This is a genomic window from Scytonema hofmannii PCC 7110, assembly GCF_000346485.2.
Classification (GTDB): Bacteria; Cyanobacteriota; Cyanobacteriia; order Cyanobacteriales; family Nostocaceae; genus Scytonema; species Scytonema hofmannii.
Genome location: NZ_KQ976354.1, coordinates 5543446 through 5567544, shown reverse-complemented (window position 1 = coordinate 5567544; position 24099 = coordinate 5543446). Strand labels below are relative to the sequence as shown.

The window sequence follows — 24099 nt, the reverse complement described above, 5'->3', positions numbered from 1 at the left end:
TCTCACTATGGTCTTTTGGCAAAAGTATTGGTAATTTTAGATAAAATCCTCAAGTAGCTAGGATTATTAGTTAAAAGTCGAGCAATTAATGGCAAAAGAACTAGCGTTATAGATGTGGCAAAAATTAGCGATCGCGTTAAAAAGATGAGTCCTAAAAATAATAACAAACTAGGAATAATTAAGACAGCTAAAAGTATTGTGGTACGTCCAGCCAACTTATACCTTCTCCAGCGAAGCATTAACCAGCAACCTAATATTTCTCCCAAGCTAGCACATATTGTAAAGCCAAATATTAGGGGAGTTGTTGCGAGAGTAGGGAGTTCAATTTGAGTTATGTAAAACCCTGTTAGAAAAAGTCCTAACGCTATAAATAGTAATGCACCACTGAGTCCTCCAACTACAGATGCTATGTATCCTTTTGATTTTTTATTTGCGTAACTCATATAACTTGAACTTTTAACCTCCATGCTTATCTAGTAATACCCAGTAACTGTAACTTGTAGCGATTGTACTTGAGTTTTATTTCTCTACTTCTGTCCTAGGAGGTCGTTGAGGTGTCTTAACATCTTGCACATCAACCGTTAAAGCTTTTAAGCGTGCTTTAATTTCTGGCGAGATTGACTCCTGAGCACGTCCGGCCATCGCTAATCCGACAGGACCAGCTCCCACGACCAAAACATCGATCTGGTTGCCGATTGAACTCATCGCTTTATTCCTCCCAGCTTATGTAAGCCAACACGCGAATTGCCAAACCAAGCGTCACGATCTCGTTCGAGCTGCTTGGCTGCTTTTAGATTCAACCGCCAGATTCCGGTAAAGACAACTACTTCAATCAAAAGTGGTATGATGATAGCACCGGAAGATGCGTCGTAAACGCTCAGTAAATAAATAACAAGTCCTAAGAATAAAGGCAGAAGATACCATAGCCAAACGAGCCTGAGCATACGAGCCTGATGGGTCAGATGTTGCTTCCAATTGTCTGGAAACTGAGTTGGGGGGAACGTAGATAGCTCCGATTTGGGGATGTGCAGTTTCCACCAAATGATAGTAATATTCAGCAACAGAGCGAAGATTATCACTCCGCTCCCAATGATTGAGAGAGTGTCTTCTGGCTGCTTATAAATATCGTAAGCCATAATAAAAGCAAAGACCGCAATGAGAGCGCCTGCAACCACTGTCTCACGGATATTTCGACGTTGAGCACACTTTACAAACTCGGTAACTCTCTCTTCTAGTGATTTCGCTTGTCGGTTAGACATATTTTCCTCCTTTTGGCAATCCTATTTTTTTCCTCTGTCAAAGCAGGAAGAACCTTCTTACCAAAAACTTCGATAAACTGCTCCTGTTCCCGGTTGACGTTGTGCAAAATCAGTTCATCAAACCCCAGTTCAATATCTTTTTGCAACCACTCAATATGTTGTTGAATGTCTGCCGAAATGCGAACGTGTTCGTGTAGCTCTTTTGACTGCACGAATTTACCCATTGCATCAAATTGTTGAGGAGTTCGCAACTCTGTCATCACAATGTTCTTAAAAATGTTATTGTGCCATTGTTGATGTGCTTTTTGTAATGCTGTCTCTTCGTCACGGTCATAAGAAAGCTGCACTTTCAAAATCATCGGTTTGTCTTCGCCACCTCCTCTACGGAAGGCATCGACAACTTTTTGTAACTTCTCTGGTGGGCGAGATATGGTAATTAATCCATCTGCCCAATTGCCCAGCCATTCCGCAGTTTCAGCAGTGATGGCAGCACCAATGATTGCAGGAAGGGTGTGCGGTCGGGTATAAAGTTTTGCTTCTTCAACGCACACCTTGCCGTGATGAGTGACTGTTTCCCCTGCCCAAAGAGCGCGGATAACATCAACACATTCTTTGAGACGGGCGTTGCGATCGCTCTTGCAAGGCCAGTGTTCTCCAGTAATATGTTCGTTAAGTGCTTGACCGCTACCTACGGTGAGCCAGAAGCGGTTGGGAAACATTTCTGCCAAAGTTGCTCCTGCTTGGGCAATAATAGCGGGATGATACCGTTGTCCAGGAGCGCAAACAACCCGATAGGAAAGTGCCGAAGTAGCTTGCATTGCTGCACCCAGCCATGACCAAGCGAAACCGCTTTGTCCTTGGTCTTCACTCCAGGGGTGGAAGTGATCGGAAGACAGAGCAAGGGTAAAGCCTGCTTGTTCTGCCATCTGTACGTACTTTAACAATTGGCTGGGTTTAAATTGTTCATGGGAAGCGTGATATCCAATCTTGACCATAAAATTTTCTCCCTTGTATTGTTAACTCATTATGGTTACTTGATAGTTGCAGTTTTCCCAGTTTTGTGAATTAGTCCAGAAAAAGGTAAAGTTAATGGGGGATTGCTGACTCGAAGAAATAGCAATATCGACGAATTCAATATCAATTGCAGTTGCTGTTGAGTCAGTATTTTGTATCGTCTGCCAGTTATCATTCGACCAGTGCAACTGGAAGGGAGCCAATGCTTGAATTCGCAGAGTGTATCCCGCCTTCACACTGCGGATTTGACGATTGAATTTCCAAATTTCAAGAAACTGAGTTGGTTTGGAATTTCCCAAATAACGATTTGCTACTTCTGGAATCCAATCAAACACCTTGCCATCTCGCACAGAACGTAGTAGTTTAATATACTCTGCGTGCGCCCATGCTAGAGGCATTGCTGAACCTGTAGGTTTTCCAAAGTACAAGTGAGAGTCTGGAAGGTCTGGCTCATCCCAGATTTGTTCTGGTAACAATCCCGTGTCTGAAGCAAAGGCTTCCATTGCTTGTATAAAAGGTTGCATATCATGCCCTGCGGCGAGTTCGTAATGTCCCCTTTCTCCAGTCAACAAAGGCCAAGCTCGTCCTTTGCCGTAATGCAAGAAAGGACCGCCATCTTCTCGTTGTCCATAACCGTCATGATTGTAACGATGCCAGCAGGAACCCAAGGGAGTGTCAACTTTCAGTACTGCATCTACGACTTTGAGAGAATCAACAATCACGGGATCGTAGGGAGAGCGAATACCGTAGCGCACTAGTTCCAAAAAACCTGCATCAACAATTTCTTTTGCTGGAAATTGCCACGGACTACCAGGAGGACGGTTAGCAATTGATAGCACTCCTTGATTCGGGTCTTCATTTGGGTATGGGTTGTGAACATCCACCGGATTAATCCGAATGTAATGCCGTTTAATCTCAGGAATTAAAGTTCCTTCAGTTGTCACCGTCCAGGTTTCTAAGTGACTTTCCAGGAAATCGGCGTACTCTTCAATCAACTGAGCAGTACTCTTATCTCCTCGTTCGCGGGCAAAAATTGCTGCACAAATGAGTGCAGCAATAGTTGAGGCAAGGGTTGAAGGCGAATAACCGCTAACTTCTTCCCATCGTTCTTGCTGGGTAGCGGGACCGTAATTAATTAAGTACTTAGGGCTTGCTGAAAAAGAAAAAAAGGAGACAGTCTCTAAATTCTCAGACTATAGAAGTATATTCAGGTGCAAGAGAGGAGGGTAGAATAGCCAAAAATGCTTGCATCACTGCGATCGGCAGCATCAAGTATGCTGTTAGTAACCATGTACCGAAAACAGGGACAAACTTCAATCCCAACTGAAAACTTTGAACTCCCGTTCGAGGGCAAGTTATCAGAAGATAATCGTTGGGTAATGATGGCTGCTTTCATTCCTTGGACAGAATTTGAAGAAGAATATTCTTCATTTTTCTCAGTAGAGATGGGAGCACCTGCCAAATCTTTTCGGATGGCATTAGGGGCATTAATAATCAAAGAAAAGTTGGGGATAAGCGATAGAGAAACAGTAGAGCAAATTAAAGAAAATCCTTATCTACAGTACTTTATAGGAATGTCATATTATAGTAATGAAGCTCCATTTGATGCATCAATGTTGGTACATTTTCGGGAAAGAATTAGTGTGGAGCTTGTTAACAAAGTGAATCAAGAAATGGTGAAGAAGATGCTAGAAGCAACATCTTCTAAACTATCTGAAAAAAAAACAGAATCACCAGAAGAAGAAGGTGAGACACCCAAAAATCGGGGAAAATTAATAATAGATGCAACTTGTGCTCCGGGTGATATCAGCTATCCGACAGATTTAGAGCTACTCAATCAAGCAAGAAAACAGACAGAGAAAATTATAGACTTACTTTACGAACAGACTTTGGGTCAATTAGAGAAAAAACCAAGAACCTATAGAGAGAGGGCTAGAAAGGATTATCTAGCAGTCGCTAAAAAACGTCGCGTTTCCCAAAAAGACAGGAGAAAAGCAATTAGAAAACAACTTCAATATATCAAAAGAAACTTATCTCATATTGAACAGCTAATTATTTCAGGAGCCTCTCTGGAAGATTTAAGTCACAGACAATATAAGATGTTGCTTGTAGTTGCAGAAGTCTACCGTCAACAACTCTGGTTGTATGAAAATAAAAAACAGAGTATTGACGACCGCATTGTCAGTTTAACCCAACCACATATCCGTCCAATTGTCCGAGGGAAAGCTGGTAAATCGGTAGAATTTGGGGCAAAATTGTCTGCTAGTTGCTTTGAAGGATATATATTTTTAGACCATATAAGTTGGGATAATTTTAATGAATCAGGAGACTTAAAAGCTCAAGTAGAAGCCTTTAAAAATTACACAGGGTACTATCCAGAATCTGTTCATGTTGATAAAATTTATCGCACAAGAGAGAACCGAGCTTGGTGTAAAGAAAGAGGTATTATAATGAGCGGACCTCCTTTAGGAAGACCCCCAGCTAATGTTAGTAAAGAAAAAAAGAAACAAGATTTAGAATCTGAGAGAATTCGTAATTGTATTGAGGGAAAATTTGGACAGGGGAAAAGAAGATTTAGCCTCAATCGCGTGATGACGAAACTTGCTCATACTTCTGAAACTGCAATTGCTATTACTTTTTTAGTGATGAATCTTTCTACTCAGCTCTCGCGGCTATTTTATGCTTTTTTATGTCTATTTTTTAAAACTACACCTTTTTCCCCATTTACTATTATTGAAAATAATCAGTCCTTAAATCATAGATAGCATCTGCTTATATTAGACCCTTGTTGAGTAACTAATCAATTCTTATCTTGCTGTTTTCTGACTTTTTCAGCAAGCCCTACTTAACTGCCTGCATCACTATTGGATAAGGATCGAATTGGCGTAAGGCATTGTGCCGATAAAGTCGCCATGCCAGCATAATTGGAGAAGCTACTTGGTCAAGCTGAATTCCCGTCCAGTATGGCTCGCCGTTTATCCAAAAGTTCTGAGCAAAACCACCATCTGCTTGTTGACTAGCAGCGAGGTAAATCAATGCTTCTAAGGCAGTTGTTTTGTGTCCGGCTGCCAGCAGTGCTGTTACACTATTTACCATGTCGCGAACCCAAACCAGATGATAACCTCCTTGTTGTTCATCGCCGTGGGCATTACCCCAAGGAATTGACAGCGATGCGATCGTTGCACCGGGATAGATTTTGTCTTCATGTGCTAGTAGCACGCTAAAGCTACTGTGATAAAGATTACCTCCATCCCCCGATACTTGTTCTAGTGGTAGGCGGTTTTCACAGGCATTGTTCCATTGGTTGATATAGCGGACTTTTTGTTCTTCAAAAGGTACATCCAAGGACAGCAAAAGCGTTGTCACTGCATCGTGGAGGTGGTTAGCGAATGCCAGCCCTAACGTAAATTCTTGATTATTCTTTGGGTCAATTTCGGCTGTTAGAGCAACATTCCCTCCTTGGGCTTGCTGAAACTCCCAATCCATTTGGAAATTATCTGCCAAGTCTGTCCAACCGTCACTTTCACCGACATAGCCACAAGAGGCGCGTGTGAAGGGAACCGTTGCTGTCATTGCCAACCAATTATCATTTTGTTGAGCTGTTAAAATTTTTACTCCTGCTACTTCTACTATTCTGGCGCTATCATTCCAGCCGCCGATACCCAAGTGTGGCGCACAGAGCGCATATAGCTGAAGTTTTGCTAGTACTTCTGGATGACCTGTAAGGCGCGTGTGTTGCAAAATGCATGAATCTCGCGGGTCAGTAATGATTTCCTTGGTAATAGTGTAACGTCCTTCCGGATCGGAATTGGTAATGCGGTATCCAAGAACGTGAGGGACGATACGTTCAGTTTTGGTATGCAGATGGCGCTGTTCTTCATGGAAAAAGCTAGAGCCATCAGTAATCAAGTATTGTAGATCTCGGATTTGGGGACGGTCAATAGTAGGGTAATAAACTTCATTGAGAATGCCATTAGAAAGGGTGAACCACGTGCGACTGGAGACGGCGCAAGCAGTTCCTACCCCGTCTTTATTGCCTTGAGTCCAACAGGGTTTTGTAAGACCAATGAGAAAATAGACTGCATCCCAAAAGTCGATAGCTCCTAGTCCCACGCGACCCGTTCTGAATCCCCGCATCTGGAGTGCAGACATCAGCCCACAGAACAGCCATCCACTTCCAGGGAGTGCGTGCGATTGCAGCCTGAACTTTTTTTAGAATGGGCTTCTAGCTCGTCCTATAAACTGGGCAGTGACGACGCCCATACAACATTCCGGGATAATTTATTTCTTGATTTGGAAATCCCTAAACTCTACAGTTGTACGAGAAATAAGAAATAGAAAGCCAATTGAAAAATTCCTAGCGTTCTCCACCAGTTTTCCACCTTTGAGACTTATGCTTAAACTACGGTACTATGCCAATTTTGTCAAAATACCTAGCGAATAGAATTCGCAGCTATACAAGCTAAGTCCGCAAGGCAAGAACTACTTTGGGTTAGCTGCTTTTAGCGAACAGGGGAGAAGAAATTACATCGGTAATCTTAGTACCCGGGAAAGAGTAAAGGAGGAAAAATGATAATGCTGAATAAATATCATAATTACAAAGGAAGTTGGAATATTCGTATAAGTGCCACAGCCATTGCATTAACGGCTTTACTTCTTCCCGCTTGTGCCAACAATGAGCAGCAAGCAACTACTTCTGAACCGACGGCAGACACTATAGCAGAAAAAGAAAACGTTACTGCACCAGAAGTTAGCAAGAATACAGATGCCCTCATCGGTAAACTCGTTACTGTTAGGAGCCAACCTATCAATAGGGTGAGTGATAACGTATTTACAATTACTGATAGGGAAGTTTTTGGTGGTGAAAGAATTGCAGTTGTGAATAATACAGGTAAGCCTGTTAACTTATCTGAACCTCAGGATGCAAGATTGCAAGTTACCGGTACGGTTGCTAAGTTTAACATCAATGCTATTAAGCAAGAGTACGGCTTGGATTTAGGTCAACAAGATTTGTATCGAGAATATGAAGGTAGACCTGCAATTATTGCACGATCGATTGCACTAGCACCGGTACCAGGTGAAATCGCCGAAAATCCAAAGATTTACTACAACAAAGTTATTGCTGTACCTGCTGATATTGCAAGAATTTATGGTCCTAATGCATTTGTTCTTGAAGATGATACACTCCTTGGCAATAACCCATTGTTAGTCTTGGTTACAAATCAACTAAAGGACAAAGCTCCTATTAAACAAGGCGAAAGGATTGTTGCTACTGGTACACTTCGCCAATTCGTTATCGCTGAGCTTGAGAGAGACTACAATTTTGCTTTTGACCCACAGTTGCGAAAACAGCTAGAAGCAGATTATAACACTAAGCCTGTGTTGATTGTTGAAGGTATATATCCATCAGCATTGCCACAAAGCGCTAAATAGGGTTTGCTGCTTTTGCTTTGCCTGCTAATAGCACACCTATGACTGTAATAGGGTACACCCACCGTTCGGAGTGGATACTTTGGATTGGAAGGTTAAGGAGATATAAGAGATGCCAAGTGTTATCCACCTTTGAGACTTAAACTTCAACTACGTTAATTGAACTTCTGCCAACTGAGCGATCTCAACTTCAGAACTCATGAAGGACGGCTAACAAATATAACAAATGGGAGGAACCAAAACTTGCTTGAGACCTAATAAGCAATTAATATGGCTGCAAGTCGCTTTAGGAACTTTAAACACTTGCCTCATACCTATTTTGACCACCCATCCTGCGTCAAGTGCAGAACGCGTTGAGTTATCCTATGGGATCTTAGAACGGTCTATCCCTATTAATTCTCTCGAAGCCTATGCAAAGACTGGCATTGTGAATGATAACTTGGCTGTCTATGCACGATACGTCAGTTCTCAAGAACTCAGTGAACTACGGCAGATTTTGCTGACTCCTATTCCCTTAGATGTAGTAGAAGTTTCACAATTTCTTTACACGCCCATTGGCGAGAGATTATTAAAACGTTTGGGAGAAATCATTCAGACGGAATCTCGCTTATCAGGGTTCTACGCAATTCGAGCCGCGCTGATTCTAGCTACAGCAGATCCGCAAGGTTTAACGCTGTTGAATGTACTACGCAAGTTTCCTTCAAGCACGATTTCGATTAATTTAGCCCGCAGTCTCACAATTGCTCGGGAGTTAAGGGCTTTAGTCAATCAAACTCAAAATGCGATAGCACTTATTAACGAGCAATCAACCCTTGAGGCAGCCACTACCCCCGACCTCACTGCCGTTGAAGTTCCTTCTTTCCAAAAACTGGGATCCTTTAATTGGCAAAAGATAACTATTACGCTCAATGACTTATCCCGCGATCGTACTTTTCCCACCGACATTTACCTGCCAATCACTTCAAGCCCTCGTCCAATCATTGTTATTTCCCACGGACTTGGCTCTGACCGAACTAGTTTTGCTTACCTGGCTCGTCACCTTGCTTCTTATGGTTTTGTGGTTGCTGTTCCAGAGCATCCGGGCAGTAATTCACAACAGTTGCAAGCACTGTTAGAAGGTACGGCGGATCGAGTTACGAACCCCAGAGAATTTATTGACCGACCATTGGATGTCAAGTATTTGTTGGATGAACTGACTCGCCTATCTAAGAATAACCCAGCATTCGCAGAACGTTTGAATCTGCAACAGATTGGTGTGGTGGGGCAATCGTTTGGTGGATACACAGCATTAGCACTGGCAGGAGCGCCAATAAATTTTCAACAACTTAGTAAGGATTGTCCAGCGTTGGAGGACACACTCAATATTTCGCAGTTGCTTCAATGTTTAGCGCTGCGTTTGCCACCATCTCAATATAACCTCTTCGATCCACGAGTGAAGGCAGTCATTGCTATTAACCCTGTCGATAGCATCATTATGGGGCAAGATAGTCTTAGCCAAATCAAAATTCCAGTCATGATTGTAAGTAGCAGTGCTGATACAATTGCTCCTGCTTTGTTAGAACAAATTCAACCCTTTAGTTGGTTAACAACACCAAATAAGTATTTGGTGCTCATTAACGGCGGTACACATTTTTCCGCGATCGCAGAATCACCGAATGCTGCTATTCCCGTTCCCACAGAGGTTACTGGTCCTAGCCCTGTTTTAGCGCGTAGTTACGTTCAAGCTTTGAGTGTTCCTTTTTTTCTAACTTACGTCATCGATCGAGCAAGTTACCGTCGCTACCTAAGTGCAGATTACGTCAATGCTATCAGTCAGAAGCCACTACCGCTTTCGTTAGTGACATCTCTTACCCCCACTCAGCTTGAACAAACTGCTCGATAAAGCCTGCCTAAGTCTACCTATAAAATGAAACTGAGAAATCATAATCTACAGGTTTGTTTATATACAAATGGTATAACTCCTGAGCTAAAAAAATAAAACATCTTTATTTATCTAAATGTTCCCACTTAAATGTTTTAAATAAATAGTAATGCTAACTCCATGCTACTCCCGAATCACTATAAAATCCCGTTTTTTGAAGTGCCCACCGTATAAATCTTTCAGTCCTTATCCTGAAACTATCTAGTTTACCGAAATTTGGGTGTAAGCAATTGATGAATTTTCAGTGATAATGACGAATATATTACTCTACACCCAAACGGTTTAAAGCTTCACATACCTCATACCCTTTTTAAGACAAATGGTTACATCGCTGCGAGAACTCTCAGTTACTGCCTAGAAAATCCGCTTTTCTACTGACAAATTTCTACCTGCGATCGCATTGCCGATGGAGTCATTATATCTAGCACTTCTGTACGAAAATATACCGCCAATCACAAGGAAATATTATTGATAGCGTGTGAATAATTTATGAGGAAATATCAAATACGTTATGTTCTGATTTTCATCATATTAATCTCCATCCTACTGTCAGGTTGTGAGTTCTTTATCCCTCATACGAGTGATGCGCTTTCTCAGACAAAGCAATTGAAAGAACTTGAAAAGCAAACCGAACAAATAGAACAACAAACAAAAGCACTGGAGCGATTAGCAAATTCAACTGAAAAAATCGCTAACCCTCAAAAATGATTATTGTGTTATGTAGCAGCAATCCTAAATCATTCATGAGTACTGTAGGGTGGGGTAATGCCTAATGCCCGCTCTACATTAAGCTTACTTAGCGTCTGCTCTTTCCTGCTTGCTTACGCATCCGATGCATGATGAACCTACTTCCATAAACAATTACGATTGCTGCAATTATAACCAGAACAATGAAGCTCAAGAACTTTTTCACCAGTTGGTAATTTTGTCCCAGTACATAGCCTGCGTATGCTAAAAGTCCCACCCACAAGGAAATACCTACTACGGAATAGAGTAAGAAATGCAGCAAAGGCATCGCTTCTATACCTGCAGGGATAGAAATGTAGGTGCGAATGGTTGGAACAAGCCGACCAAATAACACCGCCCTTCGTCCATATTTTCCAAACCAATGGTTCATTCTGTCAATGTCCTTACCAGATAACCTCAGCCACTTACCATGTTTGTCTATCCACTCTCTCAACCGTTGTTCACCCACAAGCTTGCTAATATAATACCAGGGGAGAACACCTATTACAGAGCCTATTGTCCCTGCCACAACTACCCAAAGTAAACTGCTTAACTTCCCCTGAGTGACACTAAATCCTGCTAAGGACAGAATCAACTCGGAGGGTAAGGGTGGGAAAAAGCCTTCTATCGTCATCAATACACCGATTCCTAGATAACCAAGGGAAGAAATAACGTTAGTAATCCACTCAACCATAAAGTTTATTTAGTTAATTTTTGCGCTTTTTCCTTTTTTTGCGGCGATGGATGAACCAAATTCCCAAACCGAGAACGAGTAACACCACCACAATTATGGAAATAGGACTAAGATATTTTTTCACCAGTTGATAATTCTGCCCTAACGCAAAGCCTGCATAACTTAATAGTCCTACCCATAAAAGAGTACCAACTGTTGAGTAGGCTAGGAAGAGTAGAAATGGCATCTCCTCAAAACCTGCAGGAACAGAAATCAAAGTACGAATAGCAGGAATGAGGCGACCGAAAAACACAGCAATTCCTCCATATTTCTTGAACCACTGCTTGGACTTATCAATATCCTCACCAGATAAAGTCAGCTACTTGCCATGCTCTTCTACCCACCGTCGTAAGCGTTTTTCACCTACACGCATTGAGAGATTGGAGATCGGATGCACAGGGATGGTTGCTCTTATTGGAGGGTTTAGTTGGTATTGCGGCAGGAATACTAACCTTCTTTTGGCCAGGAATTACAGCATTGTTGCTGCTGTACTTGATTGCCGCTTGGGCGCTTGTGACTGGTATTTTCGAGATTATTGCTGCCATTCAACTACGAAAAGAGATTGAGAATGAGTGGTTGCTGGCAATGGCTGGCGTCGCATCAGTACTTTTCGGTTTGCTACTAGCTATTTGGCCTGGTGCAGGGGCATTAGCAATACTATGGGTTATTGCAGCATATGCAATCTTCTTTGGCGTGCTCCTGTTAATTCTTGCTTTTCGATTGCGGAATTGGGGCAGACGAAGAGTGTAGTACCTGAAAAGAACAGGAGTTGAGCTTATGACTGTACGTTCGCTGATTTTTGAAGGGTGAGAGAAATTAACACCTTACTGTCCAAGGAAACAAGGTGATTCTGGATCTTCTAAAGGTGATACCGTGTAACACTTGGAAAAAGCATTGTCAGATAAACGGTGTAATACGAAGACTATTCGCGATTGAGTCTCGTGAAAAAAAAGAGTGATTCAATCCTCGACACTGTTGGCGATTTAGCCTCGCATTGGCATGAATCCGCGTACACGATTAATTGTTTCCGAGTTTTGGGAGTTTATAGCGTTTTTTTTAGAGAAAAACAAACCACCACTAACGAACGCCAAGAGCATAACCAATCCCAGCCAACCGATTTGTAATCTCACATCCTTATTTAAAAACACCGAATCCAGCACTAGTCAACTCCATATGCTTTAATCAAGAACAGCGCCAAACACTTGATTATCTATGCTCTAAAGTTAGAACGATGGCGTCGAATGCCCGCCACCTATATGTCGCGTTATTGCAATTCTACAACAGAGGCGATTGAACAGGACAAGCCCTTGGTGTAACTGCATTCCTCAAACTGATTAGGAGATTGTGCTCGCGCAAGCTGCTGTTGGGTTATAGTATTAGGTGGGCATGACTGAGGAACCAAGACCCTATGGTTGTAAGGCTCTCTATACAAAAAGCCAGGACAGAGATCGGGATTGAGCGCGGAACCAGGACCTGCAATTGCAGATAAAAGAGTAGCTAAAAGAACAATCAGTAGCCTCACCCAGAGTGTCGCCCAAATTGTTTCCACTAGCTCAATACTTCTTTGGCTTAGGTGATTGAGTTGATTCATAAACTCTCCTAACTAAAAACTTTACGGTCTATAGATAGGGCAGGAAAAAAAACAAGATAAAGTCAGACCCTAAATATTTGTCTATTAACTTAATGAAACTTTACAAATGCCCCAAAATTACATGGATTCCGACAGCCTCACCGATTTTTCCTATCCGCTTACAGGTAGATTCAAATATGGATTTAAGCTCTTTGGCTTCCATCAAATCAGCGCTATTATCAAAGAAAACGGATTCATAGACTGTAAAAATTGCAAAAAAAAACGATTTTTGGAACAGGTGCAATATATGATTTTTCATTCCAAGTAAAAAAACTATAAACGAACAAGATACTCTAGTAATCCTAAATCACGCGTCAAATTCTCTCTTCTCTCTTTTCTTAGCACTCTTGGTTCAGGAGTGGTTGATAATTTTCACAGATCAAATAGAACTGCTGTGTTTCTCCAACTTAACAATTAAATAGTGGAAAAGTCGTGGAGAATTGATATGATTAATAACATATTTAGAAGAAGACATTTTAACCATATGTGACTCTAGTTGTGAATTTGCGATCGCCTGGAGAAGTCATCGCCATTGACGGAAAAACGTTGAGAGGCTCCTATGAGAAAGGAAAAGATAAAGCAGCTATCCATATGGTGAAGAGGTGCTCAATATTATTCGAGAATTCTTGCACCTGCGCTATCGACTGTTGCCTTACTTCTACACCTTAGCGTGGGAAGCGACTCTTACTGGACATTCCCCCGTGCGACCTCTGTTCTGGATGGAGCCCGATCGTCAAAACCTGTGGAATATTGAAGATGCTTTTTTGTTAGGCAATGCACTCTTAGTTTACCCAATTGTAGAAGAAGGAGCGACTTCACGCAAAGCGACTTTACCGAAAGGATACTGGTACAACTTCTGGAACGATGCTTTGATAGAAGGAGGAAAGCAAATTGAGATGGCAGCACCTTTAGAAAAAATACCTCTGCTAGTAAAGGCAGGTAGTATCCTTCCAATGGAAGTGGAAGAAAGGTTAATTCTCCATATCTATCCTCCAGAGGAAGGAAATTGTAAAGGTCAGGTATACCAAGATATTCCACTAAAGAACACTCGCTTCTGGTTTGAAGATATATGTAAATAGTGGAAAACTTGTGGAACACACTCACAATCTTGCTAACTTCTATCAAAAGTTAGAAATTTCGCAAGCATTAGGTCTAACTTTTGAAACTAGTTAAAGTTTCATGGTTTAATTAACATATACCTAAGAGGAGAAAAGTTTAAAAAATCTGAATAGGGTAGGGTTATTCGATCGGATTTTTGACAAATTTTAGTGTAATGTAACAATCCAAGACTGACTCGGAATATTTGCCTATCAAAGTGTAAAATGATCTTTTCTCACTGCCAAGAGCAATATTAGCTCACAATTAACGCATTAAAAATTGATTTTTTTAGCTGGAGGATGAATGCTTAAATGGTACAAATTATCAACAATCGTGACAATTCTCTTCCAAAATTTGGGAGAAGTACCCCTTGGTTGTGGCGTGCAAATTGCCAAGATGTAGTTTCCGCTCTCTGCGCTTTATCTCTGCTAGAAGATGAAATGAATAAGCGCTATAAGATGCTTAAAAGTGTAAAGGTCGTCAATCTTGACAGCTACAATAAAATAGGAAATGAACGAATAGCTCACATCGCTGTAGTCTTTAATAAGGGCACTGATTTAATAGGAGAGAAAGAGCTTAAATCCCTGTTTGAGTCTACCTGCAAACGGATAGGTGAAATGGGCAGAAAAGTAGGAATTCACTTGATTTTAGGGCAAATCTAGAGTTAAGTCTAAAATGGAGATTCCGATTAGAGGATTGCTCGAATATCTAGAAACTCAGTTCTATTTCAGTGAAATCTCATAGCATATATCAGTTGAAAGGAGTTTACTAGTGCTAGATTCCTTGCTTGAAGTTTTGAGTAACGATAGGAGATTAGAAGTCGGCACTTTAGGAGTGATTGGATTGTTGGCTTTCATCAGTGGTGGCTTCATGTTACCTCTAGTGAGTTTGTGTACTGCCAGTTTTGCACGATCGCAACTAGCTCGTTTTACTGCTTTCAAAGAAAGAATTGCTTATCAAAAAGTCGTCAAGCCTTATGAAGGTTGGCTGGTAGTTGCCTTTGGTCTTTTTCTGACCGATATCTTTGCAATTGCATTACCAGATTCTAAGTGGTCTAGGCTTATAGAAATTCCTATCGGATTAGCCTTAACTATTACTGTCAGCTGGTTAGGCTCTCAATTCTTCAAGTATTTTTTTGATTTTTATTTGTTAGAAGCAGCCATTAAAAGTGGACGAAAAGTTAATAGTGAGTTACTGATTGTTACTAAGTTATTCGCGAATACGATTATTGTAGTTATAGCAATTCTTCTTTTTGCTCAAACTCATCAAATTAATATTTTTGGAATATTAGCTAGTTTAGGAGTTGGTGGTCTTGCTATTGCCTTTGCGGCCCAGAAAATACTAGAACAACTATTAGGTGGTGTAGTGATTTATCTGGATCGTCCCTTTGTTATTGATGACTATATTGGCTTACCGGATGGAACTTTTGGACGAGTTGAATCAATAGGCTTGCGTTCCACTAAAATTCGCACATCTGGTAAAGGTACGGTAATGATTGTCCCTAACAGTTCACTAACCCAGGTTAACATTGAAAACTTCACTGGCGCGAAGAAAGTTATGGCAATTATTTATTTAAACTTTTATCGGGTGATCGAGAATGAAGAACAAGCTTTGATTCGCCAGGTTATCCTTGAAAGTACAGTTGATATCTTTGGCATTGATACGCGTAGCACGGATGTCATTTTTAAAGATTTGCAAGAGCAAGTAGGGCAGCCTTCTAAGCTTAAAACCACAAAGAGAACGCAGGCACAAATTACCTTTTTTATCTTAGGTTCTGGTGAAGTTTCCATGGAACTGCGGCGTCAACTTCTCGCTCTTGCCAATCAAAGTCTTACCCAACGCTTAAAGGAATACGGTATTGCCTTTGATATTGGCGATCCCACTATCTATGTTGATTCTCCTATTACAATTTAAAGCTCATTTATGAATTTTTCAGGAATTCTTGAAAATCTTAATCAATTTGAAGAAGTTGCTCAACCAGTCCTCATTAAAATAGGAATATTTCTACTGTTTTTACTGTTATCTTTTCTCATAGGAAGATCTACTCCTTTTTTTATAAGATTGCTGATCGGACAATTCTTTCCAAAACAACTGACAAGAGTTTATGAAAAATTAATTCACCCTGTTAAAAACCTAGTCAAACTTGCCAGTACATTAATTTTAATTTCTTTATCTTTCAATTGGATTGAAGAGTACCAAGCTGTCTATAACTTTATTAACCCTTTTATTGATTTAGCCGTCATTATTAGCGTTGCTTGGCTAGTCTCCCGTTTATTTCGTCAATTTCTCCTTGTTTATGGAATAGACTTACTCCGGAAGTTTGGTCGGGAAGTTGATGAGCTACTATTGGTATTTGAGACTTTAGCAAATGTGATTATTGGCTTTTTTGCCGTTCTCGCTTTTGCCAAGAACCGATTTGACTTAATTGGCTTAGTGACAGGCTTGGGAATTGCGGGAGTAGCGGTTGCCTTTGCCGCGCAAAAGACTTTAGAGCAACTGCTCGGAACTATTGTATTGTATTTAGATCGCCCCTTTGTTCCTGGTGAATACATTCGCTTACAGCGTTCTCAACAAATTCCTGAAGGTCTCTTTGGTCGAGTTGAATCCATTGGTTTACGCTCTACCAAGATTCGTACAGCAGCAAAAAGCACGCTTTTTATTGTACCAAATTCTATATTAGCAAATTTAGAAATTGAAAATATTACTAGAGGAAAGAAGGTAATGGTCTTACTTTATATCGATTTTTTAAAGTTTTTAGAAGAACGAGAGCAAGCACTAGTGCAACAAGTCATTTCCAAGAGTACTAACTCTTTATTTGGAATTGACCCAGGCAGTACCAATATTACCTTAACAGACGATTCTGAAAATATGACAACCCATGCTAGAGTCACATTTTTTATATTAGGTTCCAGTGACAATTCAATCCAATTAAGAAAGAGGTTGTTGGAGTTAGCACATGAGAAAATTTCCAAGCAACTTCACAATTATGGAATTGCATTTAAAATGCAAGAACCGACTATCTACGTAGAATCTCCTGTCACAATATAAGTATATGTTCCTTGCCCTTGCCCATACAGCAGAATTGATGTTTGCTTCTTCAGAGCAAACGGTATCCAACTCTAATATCCTCTTGCTATTTGCAACCTGTGCGATCGCTTCCGAATATCGCGCTCTCTTTGGTTGGTCACCGACAAGATTTAGTTTCTCCAACAAAGGTTTAATAATTTTTATAAGATAACTTATCCAATAAATTTAGGCTGAACTTATAATACTAGTTTAATTTAAAATAAATGGGCAGTGCGATCGCACCAAGAGGAGTTGGTTATACTTTGTTTCCGATACATATTACCGATTCCCCAAACTGGTCTTGCAACCAGAGCACTGCTTCTTGGAAACCGCAACCCAAAACGTGCATCACCAAATCGGTAGCACCGCCCCCACCCTTTTGGTTTCCCGTAAAGTCGTAGAATCGCGTGCCAATAATACTGATAATGCGCTCGCTACCCTTCCACTTGTGCTGGGCTTTATTATCCTGATGGAGTCCCAAATGGTAAGCAACATCTTCCAAAGGTAAGTCGCGGACTCTGTTTGCTTGGGCTTTCCATAAATCCAAGGTCAATTCAAGATTTTGCAGGCGCTCAAGTAACTTCTGTCTTTCTCGTTCGGAAGCATGAGCGGTTTTGGCGAGTGCGGCTTTTTCTTTGAGCAATCGCTGGTGTTCTGTTAATTGGGAGTTGATAGTGTCAAAAGTCGGTTGTAAAGTTTCTTTGAGCTGCTCCCAATAATCGAGAGCGTTTTGATTGGGTGTTGGTTGGGCATATTGCTTGGACTTTGGACAAAAAAGAGAGTTCGCGTATGACATTCGCGAATTATAAAATGAACGTAACTTTTTTATCTCAGAGGGAAATCATCTGAGTCAAACAATTATATAAGCCAGAAAATTACGCAGCTTTCTCTTTAGGAGTGTTCGTTTTTTTGCCTTTTTTAACAACACTCTGCTTAGATCGTTTTGGTTGAGTCTGATCGGTTACCCTACCTGGAAAATTTCCATGGCTGACGCCACGCTTCGCGAACGGGGTTTGGGAGAACGCCCTGGTTTACCAACCTCTGAAATAATTCTCCCAAAATCACGTTGCACCACACTTGGAGCTACAATCTTATCATGGCTTTGTTTTAAATAACGCTCCCACGGTCTAGGTAAGTGTTGAGCTAAGTCCTTTGCAGCGCAAAGCTGTACGTAAGCCAACAGTACTAATCGTATCCAATTTTCCTCATGTTTGACCTCTGGGGTTTGAAACTCCGTCATCAATAAACGTTGTTTTCCAAATCGATTAAAGTGCTCGATATCATAACGTTGTCTATAGTCCAATAAAAGAGAAAAACATTCGTGGAAGACGGATTAAACTTGATACACCAAGACTAACAAAAGCTGATGGTTATATAATTGATGATAGCCTCCCACCCGGAACAGATGCTATTGCAACGAACGGTCATCATGAAGGAGTTGAGATTAGTGTAAATGGAGAAAAAAGGGTTTTTGATAACTTTCTTCGTGATGAATTTCCAAATGGAGTTCCAACTGAACAGTGGGAGAACAATTTAGTATTTGACAGTAAAATAAATTTAGGAACAAAATTCAAGCAAAAAGGATACCAATTTTAAACCAATCAAGGAAGAAGGAAGAAGGGCAATTGGTGGGGAATTTAAAAGAGTCACCAATTGTAGATCACCAATTTTCCATTTGGTGGGGGACTTAAACTCGTTTACTCAGAAGAAAGAAAATTTCTTTCTTCTTTCCTCTGTCTCGTTAAATTCAATTGTAGGTAATTAATATGAAGAATTTTTCAATATTTCTCCAAGACATTAAAGATAACCCAGTCATATACTTAGGCAAGCCATCAATTACTTGCCTTCATTCATTATTAGTTGGTTATTTAACAACTCTAAGGCACTTGGGCTTCTTGCAAGAAGGCTGTCCAATGGATGGATTTCAAGAATGGATACAAGAAAGAGGAAAAACTACAGTATCTCAATCATGGGCTAAAATAATTCTCTTTAATTCTATGGATGAGTATGAAGCTCTAGAAAGATTTTTTGAACTGTTCGAGGAATACTTAAACCGCAACAAGAGTTCAAACCAAGTTTCATAGATTTACTTTTAAACTGCAATCGTGAAAGAGTCAGCTTTGACAGTTGTGGCTTGAACACTACTTAAGATTGCCAGAATTTCGTGGTTGGAATTGTCAAAAATAAAGGTGTTGTCAAGGATTTGACTGATAGTCAAAGCAGAATACGTCAAACCTCCAGATAAACTAATGATATCCTCTCCTACACGAAAGTCGTTGATAGTATCAGTTCCTTCCTCTACAGCCAAAACAAAGGTATCATTTCCTTGACCGCCTGTCAGGTAATCGTTTCCAGCACCACCCCAAAGTCGATCTTGTCCGTCGTTACCCCAAATTAAGTCATCACCAGCCTCACCATAGAGCACATCATCCCCATCACCACCAAAAATGCGATCGCCACCATTACCACCTTTGATGATATCTTCTGAGTAAGAAGTGCTATCAGCGACACTATTAATCAAGTCACCAAATACAGTGTCATTGCCATCACCAGCATCAATTTCATCGCCTTCCAATCCACCAATAATGACATCATCACCATCGTAACCAAGAATGCGATCGCTTTCATTGCTTCCCATTAAAGAATCAGTATTAGGTGTACCCTCAAGCATATTCGGAAGACTAATAGTACCGATAGCTTGGTTCTTCTCAATAACAGCATTGTAGGAATTGCTAAGTTCCACCAAGAATGTTTCTGATTCTTCAAACTCAATATCGCGTTTTGCTACAACCTCAATAGTTTTACTAATTTCCCCTGGGTTAAAAATCAGTTGTTTTAATCCAGTACTATTATAATCGCTTCCCGCTTTAGCTGTTCCATCAACAGTTTTGTAGTTTACCGTAACTGGCAGATAACTTTCATGAGAAAGACTAACTGTAACCGAGGCTGCTTTACCTTCTTTGATAGTGAAATCGTCGATCTTAATGCTAGATTTAGAATCATTATCAGTAAGAGAAACAGTTGCTTCTGGGTGACTAATTTGGGAACTTTCTGGTGGTGCAGTTAGATTGGGGTTTTTAAGCGTAAGTACGAGTTCATCTTGGGTTTCAAAATCGCTGTCATCAACAACATTCAGTGTAATACTCTTTGTTGCTTCTCCTGGTGCAAAGCTTAAAGTTCCACTTGAGGTAATTGGAGTCCCGGCAAATTGTACGTTGTTGTAATCCTTGTCAAAAACTGCCGTTCCACTAAAGGCATAGTCTACAGTACTTGCTATCCCAATACCGCCACTGCGAATCACATCAAAAGTCAGTTGTTGATTCCCGCTTTCTGTCACAGTGTTTGTTGTTGTAGAAAGGCTGTAGGAAACAGGATCATTGGCAGCAATTGTTAGCGCTACATTGCCTTTACTTGAATCTACTTTATAATTGCTACTTGAAGCTAAAGTAAATTGCACTGTTTCTTCTGATTCAGGAATAGCATCATCAATTGCCGTAAAAGTGACATCAACATAACTTTGCCCTTCAGGAATCACAACTGATAATCCATCAGTAGAAAGAGAGTAATCTTTTTGATTGGCAGTGCCAGTAACAACAAACTTGACTGTTAAATCATCAAGGATGCTATTGCGACTGACGCGGAAAGAACTCTGATTCGATCCCGTTTCGCTGACATCGGTTTTTAAAGAGGCGATTTGAACAGTTAAGATATCGTTATCATTATTAATGAAAGTGATATCTTCAGGATCAATATTGTTGTAATTTGGATCGGTACTTATGGTTGGTTGCAGTGCGATCGCGTAGTCAATATTCCCATCAACCATACTGTCATCTCGCCCGGTAATAGTGACAGTTTGTGGCATATTCCAATTATTAGGCGTGAAGGTCAAAGAGTTTGCAGAAAGTTGTCCTTCTTTTAAATTAGAATTATTCAAGTTAATAGTGACATCAGCAGTCGGAATTGTCTTCAAATTCACGGTAAAATATGTTGTCCCGCCTTCTTCTGTCGTTGTCAACCCAGATGCTAAATTGACGATGACTTCAGGCGGAATATAAAATGAATTTGTGGCTTTTGGAGTTCCATAGATCGGGTTGCCATTCGCATCAGTCCCATTACGCTTCACACCATTATTGTTGTGCCAATTACTATCAGCATCAACAAGTTTAGGATTGCCTCGTTCCATACTGATACCAACATTAGGAGAACCCGTTGCATAAACTCCTGCAGACCATGCATCACCAGCTTCATTAGCAGTATCGATAGCAACATTATCTGGTGTTTTGAGGGTCAGGGATTCTCCAGCATTACTCAGCGTTCCTGTAAAGACCAAGTCAGCAAAAATATCTTTTATGGTCTCATCAGTACCACCTTCAAGTAAGAAATATTGACCCCCTTTAATGACTGCTCCTGTAGGAATAGTAATATTCAGACCGCCACTGCTAGATTTGATCGTCCAACCGCCTAAATCAATGTCTTTATTTGTCGTGTTGTAGAGTTCGATCCATTCAGCGTTACTATCTGCACTGGTTCCCATCCATGCAACTTCATTAATGACAATATCCCTAGAAGCAATGTTGCCATTGACAGTAACATTGAAAAATTGAGTTGTTGAAGTATCTACCCCACCCTTTTCCGTACCTCCATTGTCTTGAACTGTCACACCAATAATGGCATTACCCGTTTTACCCAAACTAGCAGCAGGAGTATAGGTGAGTTTGCCCGTCGCATCAATCATAGGAGCAACTGCAAATATCACAGAATTGCTGTTGCTGACAATATGGTAAGCAACAAGACTTTGAGTTAATTCATCAGTACTACCGCCCGGATTGAATCCTGTTGCCCAAGCATCAACAGTTTGCACTCCTGTAGAAGCATCTGCACTTCGATCTGCTCCAATATTAAAACTAGGAGCATCGTTGACCGCAGCAACGTTAAATCCCATGGTATATGCTGAAGCGCTTAAGTCCGTACCATCACTGACTTTAAACTGGAAGTTAGAGTAATTGTCGCCGTTACCGTCAGTCCCTGGTTTAAACTTCAGGTTACCCAATGCAGACTCTAGTATAGTTTGGTTTTGAGCAATGGCTTCACCACCATCTTGTTCGTTGTTATTGTTGCCATCCAAGAACAACTGACCTACAGTAGGTAGTTGCGTAATTTGTACCGATTGCAGCGTATTACTAGTGTCAACATCCTTAAATTTGAAGTCAGCAGCACTAAAGGTGTAGGCATTATCCTCGTCCAGGTTAACAGTGTTGTTCTCAGCAGTCGGCGCATCGTTAACAGCAGTCACATTCAACGTTATCGTGTACGCTTCAGCGCTCATCTCGTTGCCATCACTCACCTTAAATTGGAAACTGGTGTAGCCGTCGCCGTGACCATTATTGTCAGGTTTAAACTTCAGTTGGCTGAGGTTATCGACTTGTATAATCTGGTCTGCACTGAGGGATTCATCAGCATCTTGGTTACCATCATTGTTTTCGTCTAAGAACAACTTACCTGCACTAGGCAGTTGGGTAATTTGCACTGCTTGCAGTGAATCATTACTGTCAATACTTGTAAAGTTAAAGTCAGCGTTGCTAAAAGCGTAGACAGCATCTTCGATGAGATTGACAGTCCCGTTGGCAGCAGTAGGAGCATCGTTGACAGGAGACACATTCAGCGTCATTTGGTAGGCTGAGGTGCTGATGTCTTTGCCGTCATTTACCTTAAACTGGAAGCTAGCATAGTTATCGCCATTAGCGTTTTCAGCAGGTTTGAACTTTAGCTTGCTGAAATCATCAACTTGGATAGGTTGGTTTTGTGCGATCGCTTCGTTAGTGCCTTGGTTATCATCATTGTCACTATCCAAGAACAACTGACCTTTGATTGGTAGTTCAGTAATGACTACTGATTTCAGTGTATCTCCACTGTCAGTATCAGCAAACTTAAAATCAGTAGTAGTAAAAGCGTAAGCTGTATCCTCGTTCAAGCTAACAATATTGTTGTCAGCAGTCGGGGTATTATTGGGAGTTGGGTTAGCAGTTTGAGAAACAGTAATACTACCAGAGGGTAAGGACGTGTCGCTACCAAATGTCCAGTTTGCAAAATTGCCAATAGCCTGTAGCCATTCTTCCTTAGTTCCACTGGAAAGCGCATTAAAGTTAAATGTTGCAGAAGTCTCGGTGTTATTGAGAAGCACTGCTGTCTTGTTATTTTCAGACAATCCTATGATAACGTTACCAGTGCTTGAGCTAGTTGCATCTTCAAAAAAACCTGTATTATCAATCTGATAGATAGGAGTAAAATCAGACAATAGAGGGTTTGTGCTGTTGGTTGACTGCACAACTGCTATCTGGTCTTCAGACTCAGTTAAGAAAAGGTCAGCATACTCACCACCAGCACCGATTGATCCTGACTTCGTCCAGGTGAAATTGGGAGAAGTATCTGTAGTGCGAATAACTGTACCAGCCGCAATCTCAGTATTTGCGGTAAATCGAATTAAGTTCTCGTCGCCATCAGCATCAGTAGAAGTTACACCCTGAAAGGCAGTACTAGTCCAACCATTATTTGTAAAATAAATTACAGTATCTGCTTCAATGGGAACCAGGTTAACGAATGAGAACAGGTCAGGGCTACCGTTAGTCACGTAACCTACGATAGCAAGATCGCCGGGGTTCAAAATAGTAGGTGCCACAGATATATCCTTTAATATTTATCCAAAAGGAAATTTTTGGTTGGACTGTTAACTAGCCGTTGTGCAGTTCAACACGTTTATTGAAGATTAATAAAAGTTATAGTCAAATAATAAACTTTTTGTCCCCGTAAATCTACTAAATTTTGTCATACTGAAAATGACACATCATTAATTGAGTAATACCCTGTAACAGGGTTTTGCTGCCTTTGATGCTTTTCTGATGAGATTGGAGATTTTATTACAGCAGTATTAATTAGTACTTAATTGGAAAGAAAGTCTTCATAAACTACATCTTGTGGTACGGGCGTCCCCGCCCGTACCACAAGAGCATAGTGTGGTTCATTTATTTGAAAACTGCTGTAAGGTGCTTATTCTCAGTAAGCCATTCACGAGAAAAGCTCATAACAAATCATGAAAAGCACTTTTACTTGACCAAGGACAATTGACAGATGATAAAGCAGTATTATTCCTGGCTAAATGTTTGTAAACTGAAGAGAGTGATTTCCAAAAGCAAATTACTACCTGTAGCGATCGCAATTTTCACTT

At 40.7% G+C, this 24099-nt stretch carries 22 protein-coding genes and 2 pseudogenes; 12 read left to right on the top strand and 12 right to left on the bottom strand.

Translation table 11 applies throughout. From position 1 onward, the window contains the following. Nucleotides 1-5 precede the first annotated feature (5 nt). The 5 genes from WA1_RS23145 to WA1_RS23125 all read right to left on the bottom strand — a co-directional run bounded on the left by WA1_RS23145 (nucleotide 6) and on the right by WA1_RS23125 (nucleotide 3409). On the bottom strand, nucleotides 6-443 hold the full coding sequence (locus WA1_RS23145) for a hypothetical protein (RefSeq protein WP_017740188.1): 438 nt from the start codon (nucleotides 441-443) through the stop codon (nucleotides 6-8). A gap of 76 nt (nucleotides 444-519) precedes the next feature. After that, nucleotides 520-705, bottom strand: coding sequence for a hypothetical protein (locus WA1_RS23140; RefSeq protein WP_017740189.1), 186 nt, complete (start codon nucleotides 703-705; stop codon nucleotides 520-522). Further along, entirely contained in the window at nucleotides 702-1259 is a 558-nt protein-coding gene (locus WA1_RS23135) for a hypothetical protein (RefSeq protein ID WP_017740190.1), read from the bottom strand. The genes WA1_RS23140 and WA1_RS23135 overlap by 4 nt, the downstream gene beginning before the upstream one ends. Further along, entirely contained in the window at nucleotides 1232-2254 is a 1023-nt protein-coding gene (locus tag WA1_RS23130) for a TIGR03885 family FMN-dependent LLM class oxidoreductase (protein ID WP_017740191.1), read from the bottom strand. Before WA1_RS23130 ends, WA1_RS23135 begins: the two co-directional genes overlap by 28 nt. Nucleotides 2255-2275: 21 nt before the next feature. Then, complete coding sequence (locus tag WA1_RS23125; protein WP_272819442.1) at nucleotides 2276-3409, bottom strand: glycoside hydrolase family 15 protein; 1134 nt, start codon at nucleotides 3407-3409, stop codon at nucleotides 2276-2278. A 153-nt stretch (nucleotides 3410-3562) separates the two neighbouring features. Here WA1_RS23125 and WA1_RS23120 point away from each other — a divergent pair, with 153 nt between their 5' ends. Next, nucleotides 3563-5038, top strand: a complete 1476-nt coding sequence (locus WA1_RS23120; RefSeq protein WP_026135401.1) for an IS5 family transposase — start codon at nucleotides 3563-3565, stop codon at nucleotides 5036-5038. 76 nt (nucleotides 5039-5114) lie between these two features. Here the strand turns inward: WA1_RS23120 and WA1_RS23115 are convergent, their stop codons facing one another. Then, a complete protein-coding gene (locus WA1_RS23115) occupies nucleotides 5115-6425 on the bottom strand; it encodes a glycoside hydrolase family 15 protein (RefSeq protein ID WP_017744310.1) in 1311 nt (436 codons plus the stop codon). Nucleotides 6426-6848: 423 nt separating this feature from the next. On the opposite strand from WA1_RS23115, the gene WA1_RS23110 reads away from it, so the two are divergent. The 3 genes from WA1_RS23110 (at nucleotide 6849) to WA1_RS23100 (ending at nucleotide 10332) form a co-directional block, all read left to right on the top strand. Further along, on the top strand, nucleotides 6849-7706 hold the full coding sequence (locus WA1_RS23110; protein ID WP_017744311.1) for a hypothetical protein: 858 nt from the start codon (nucleotides 6849-6851) through the stop codon (nucleotides 7704-7706). A gap of 223 nt (nucleotides 7707-7929) precedes the next feature. Then, complete coding sequence (locus tag WA1_RS23105) at nucleotides 7930-9585, top strand: alpha/beta hydrolase (protein ID WP_017744312.1); 1656 nt, start codon at nucleotides 7930-7932, stop codon at nucleotides 9583-9585. Between the two features lie 528 nt (nucleotides 9586-10113). Further along, the gene (locus WA1_RS23100) at nucleotides 10114-10332 is read left to right on the top strand and encodes a hypothetical protein (RefSeq protein ID WP_017744313.1); all 219 of its coding nucleotides are present in this window, start codon (nucleotides 10114-10116) and stop codon (nucleotides 10330-10332) included. Nucleotides 10333-10420: 88 nt separating this feature from the next. Here WA1_RS23100 and WA1_RS23095 read toward each other — a convergent pair whose 3' ends face one another. Together WA1_RS23095 and WA1_RS23090 are read right to left on the bottom strand one after the other, a co-directional pair. Then, nucleotides 10421-11044, bottom strand: a complete 624-nt coding sequence (locus WA1_RS23095) for a DedA family protein (protein ID WP_017744314.1) — start codon at nucleotides 11042-11044, stop codon at nucleotides 10421-10423. 13 nt (nucleotides 11045-11057) lie between these two features. After that, nucleotides 11058-11381: a DedA family protein gene (locus WA1_RS23090; RefSeq protein ID WP_336389845.1), complete on the bottom strand. Its 324-nt coding sequence runs from the start codon at nucleotides 11379-11381 to the stop codon at nucleotides 11058-11060. Between the two features lie 101 nt (nucleotides 11382-11482). Between WA1_RS23090 and WA1_RS23085 the strand changes: the two are divergent. Further along, a pseudogene (locus tag WA1_RS23085) lies at nucleotides 11483-11833 on the top strand (HdeD family acid-resistance protein); the annotation flags it as partial. Nucleotides 11834-12347: 514 nt separating this feature from the next. Here WA1_RS23085 and WA1_RS23080 read toward each other — a convergent pair. Continuing rightward, entirely contained in the window at nucleotides 12348-12674 is a 327-nt protein-coding gene (locus WA1_RS23080) for a hypothetical protein (RefSeq protein ID WP_017744317.1), read from the bottom strand. A gap of 641 nt (nucleotides 12675-13315) precedes the next feature. On the opposite strand from WA1_RS23080, the gene WA1_RS23070 reads away from it, so the two are divergent. The 5 genes from WA1_RS23070 to WA1_RS58755 all read left to right on the top strand — a co-directional run bounded on the left by WA1_RS23070 (nucleotide 13316) and on the right by WA1_RS58755 (nucleotide 17049). After that, on the top strand, nucleotides 13316-13792 hold the full coding sequence (locus tag WA1_RS23070) for an alpha-amylase family protein (protein ID WP_017744319.1): 477 nt from the start codon (nucleotides 13316-13318) through the stop codon (nucleotides 13790-13792). Between the two features lie 330 nt (nucleotides 13793-14122). After that, entirely contained in the window at nucleotides 14123-14473 is a 351-nt protein-coding gene (locus WA1_RS23065) for a hypothetical protein (protein ID WP_017744320.1), read from the top strand. Between the two features lie 109 nt (nucleotides 14474-14582). Next, entirely contained in the window at nucleotides 14583-15725 is a 1143-nt protein-coding gene (locus WA1_RS23060; protein WP_017744321.1) for a mechanosensitive ion channel family protein, read from the top strand. Between the two features lie 9 nt (nucleotides 15726-15734). Continuing rightward, nucleotides 15735-16859 (top strand): mechanosensitive ion channel family protein, encoded by a 1125-nt coding sequence (locus WA1_RS23055; protein ID WP_017744322.1) that lies wholly within the window; start codon nucleotides 15735-15737, stop codon nucleotides 16857-16859. A gap of 4 nt (nucleotides 16860-16863) precedes the next feature. Further along, nucleotides 16864-17049 (top strand): hypothetical protein, encoded by a 186-nt coding sequence (locus WA1_RS58755; protein ID WP_201789112.1) that lies wholly within the window; start codon nucleotides 16864-16866, stop codon nucleotides 17047-17049. Between the two features lie 84 nt (nucleotides 17050-17133). On the opposite strand, the gene WA1_RS23050 is transcribed toward WA1_RS58755, so the two are convergent. Together WA1_RS23050 and WA1_RS53090 are read right to left on the bottom strand one after the other, a co-directional pair. After that, nucleotides 17134-17673 carry a DUF349 domain-containing protein gene (locus tag WA1_RS23050; RefSeq protein WP_017744323.1) on the bottom strand — a complete coding sequence of 180 codons (540 nt, stop codon included), beginning with the start codon at nucleotides 17671-17673 and terminating at the stop codon, nucleotides 17134-17136. A gap of 79 nt (nucleotides 17674-17752) precedes the next feature. Next, a pseudogene (locus WA1_RS53090) lies at nucleotides 17753-18174 on the bottom strand (NF041680 family putative transposase); the annotation flags it as partial. A gap of 5 nt (nucleotides 18175-18179) precedes the next feature. On the opposite strand from WA1_RS53090, the gene WA1_RS53085 reads away from it, so the two are divergent. Next, nucleotides 18180-18473, top strand: a complete 294-nt coding sequence (locus tag WA1_RS53085) for a papain fold toxin domain-containing protein (RefSeq protein WP_081403137.1) — start codon at nucleotides 18180-18182, stop codon at nucleotides 18471-18473. Nucleotides 18474-18643: 170 nt separating this feature from the next. Next, nucleotides 18644-18961: a hypothetical protein gene (locus WA1_RS23040; RefSeq protein ID WP_017744325.1), complete on the top strand. Its 318-nt coding sequence runs from the start codon at nucleotides 18644-18646 to the stop codon at nucleotides 18959-18961. A gap of 8 nt (nucleotides 18962-18969) precedes the next feature. Here the strand turns inward: WA1_RS23040 and WA1_RS23035 are convergent, their stop codons facing one another. Continuing rightward, entirely contained in the window at nucleotides 18970-23553 is a 4584-nt protein-coding gene (locus WA1_RS23035) for a Calx-beta domain-containing protein (RefSeq protein ID WP_017744326.1), read from the bottom strand. Nucleotides 23554-24099 lie beyond the last annotated feature (546 nt).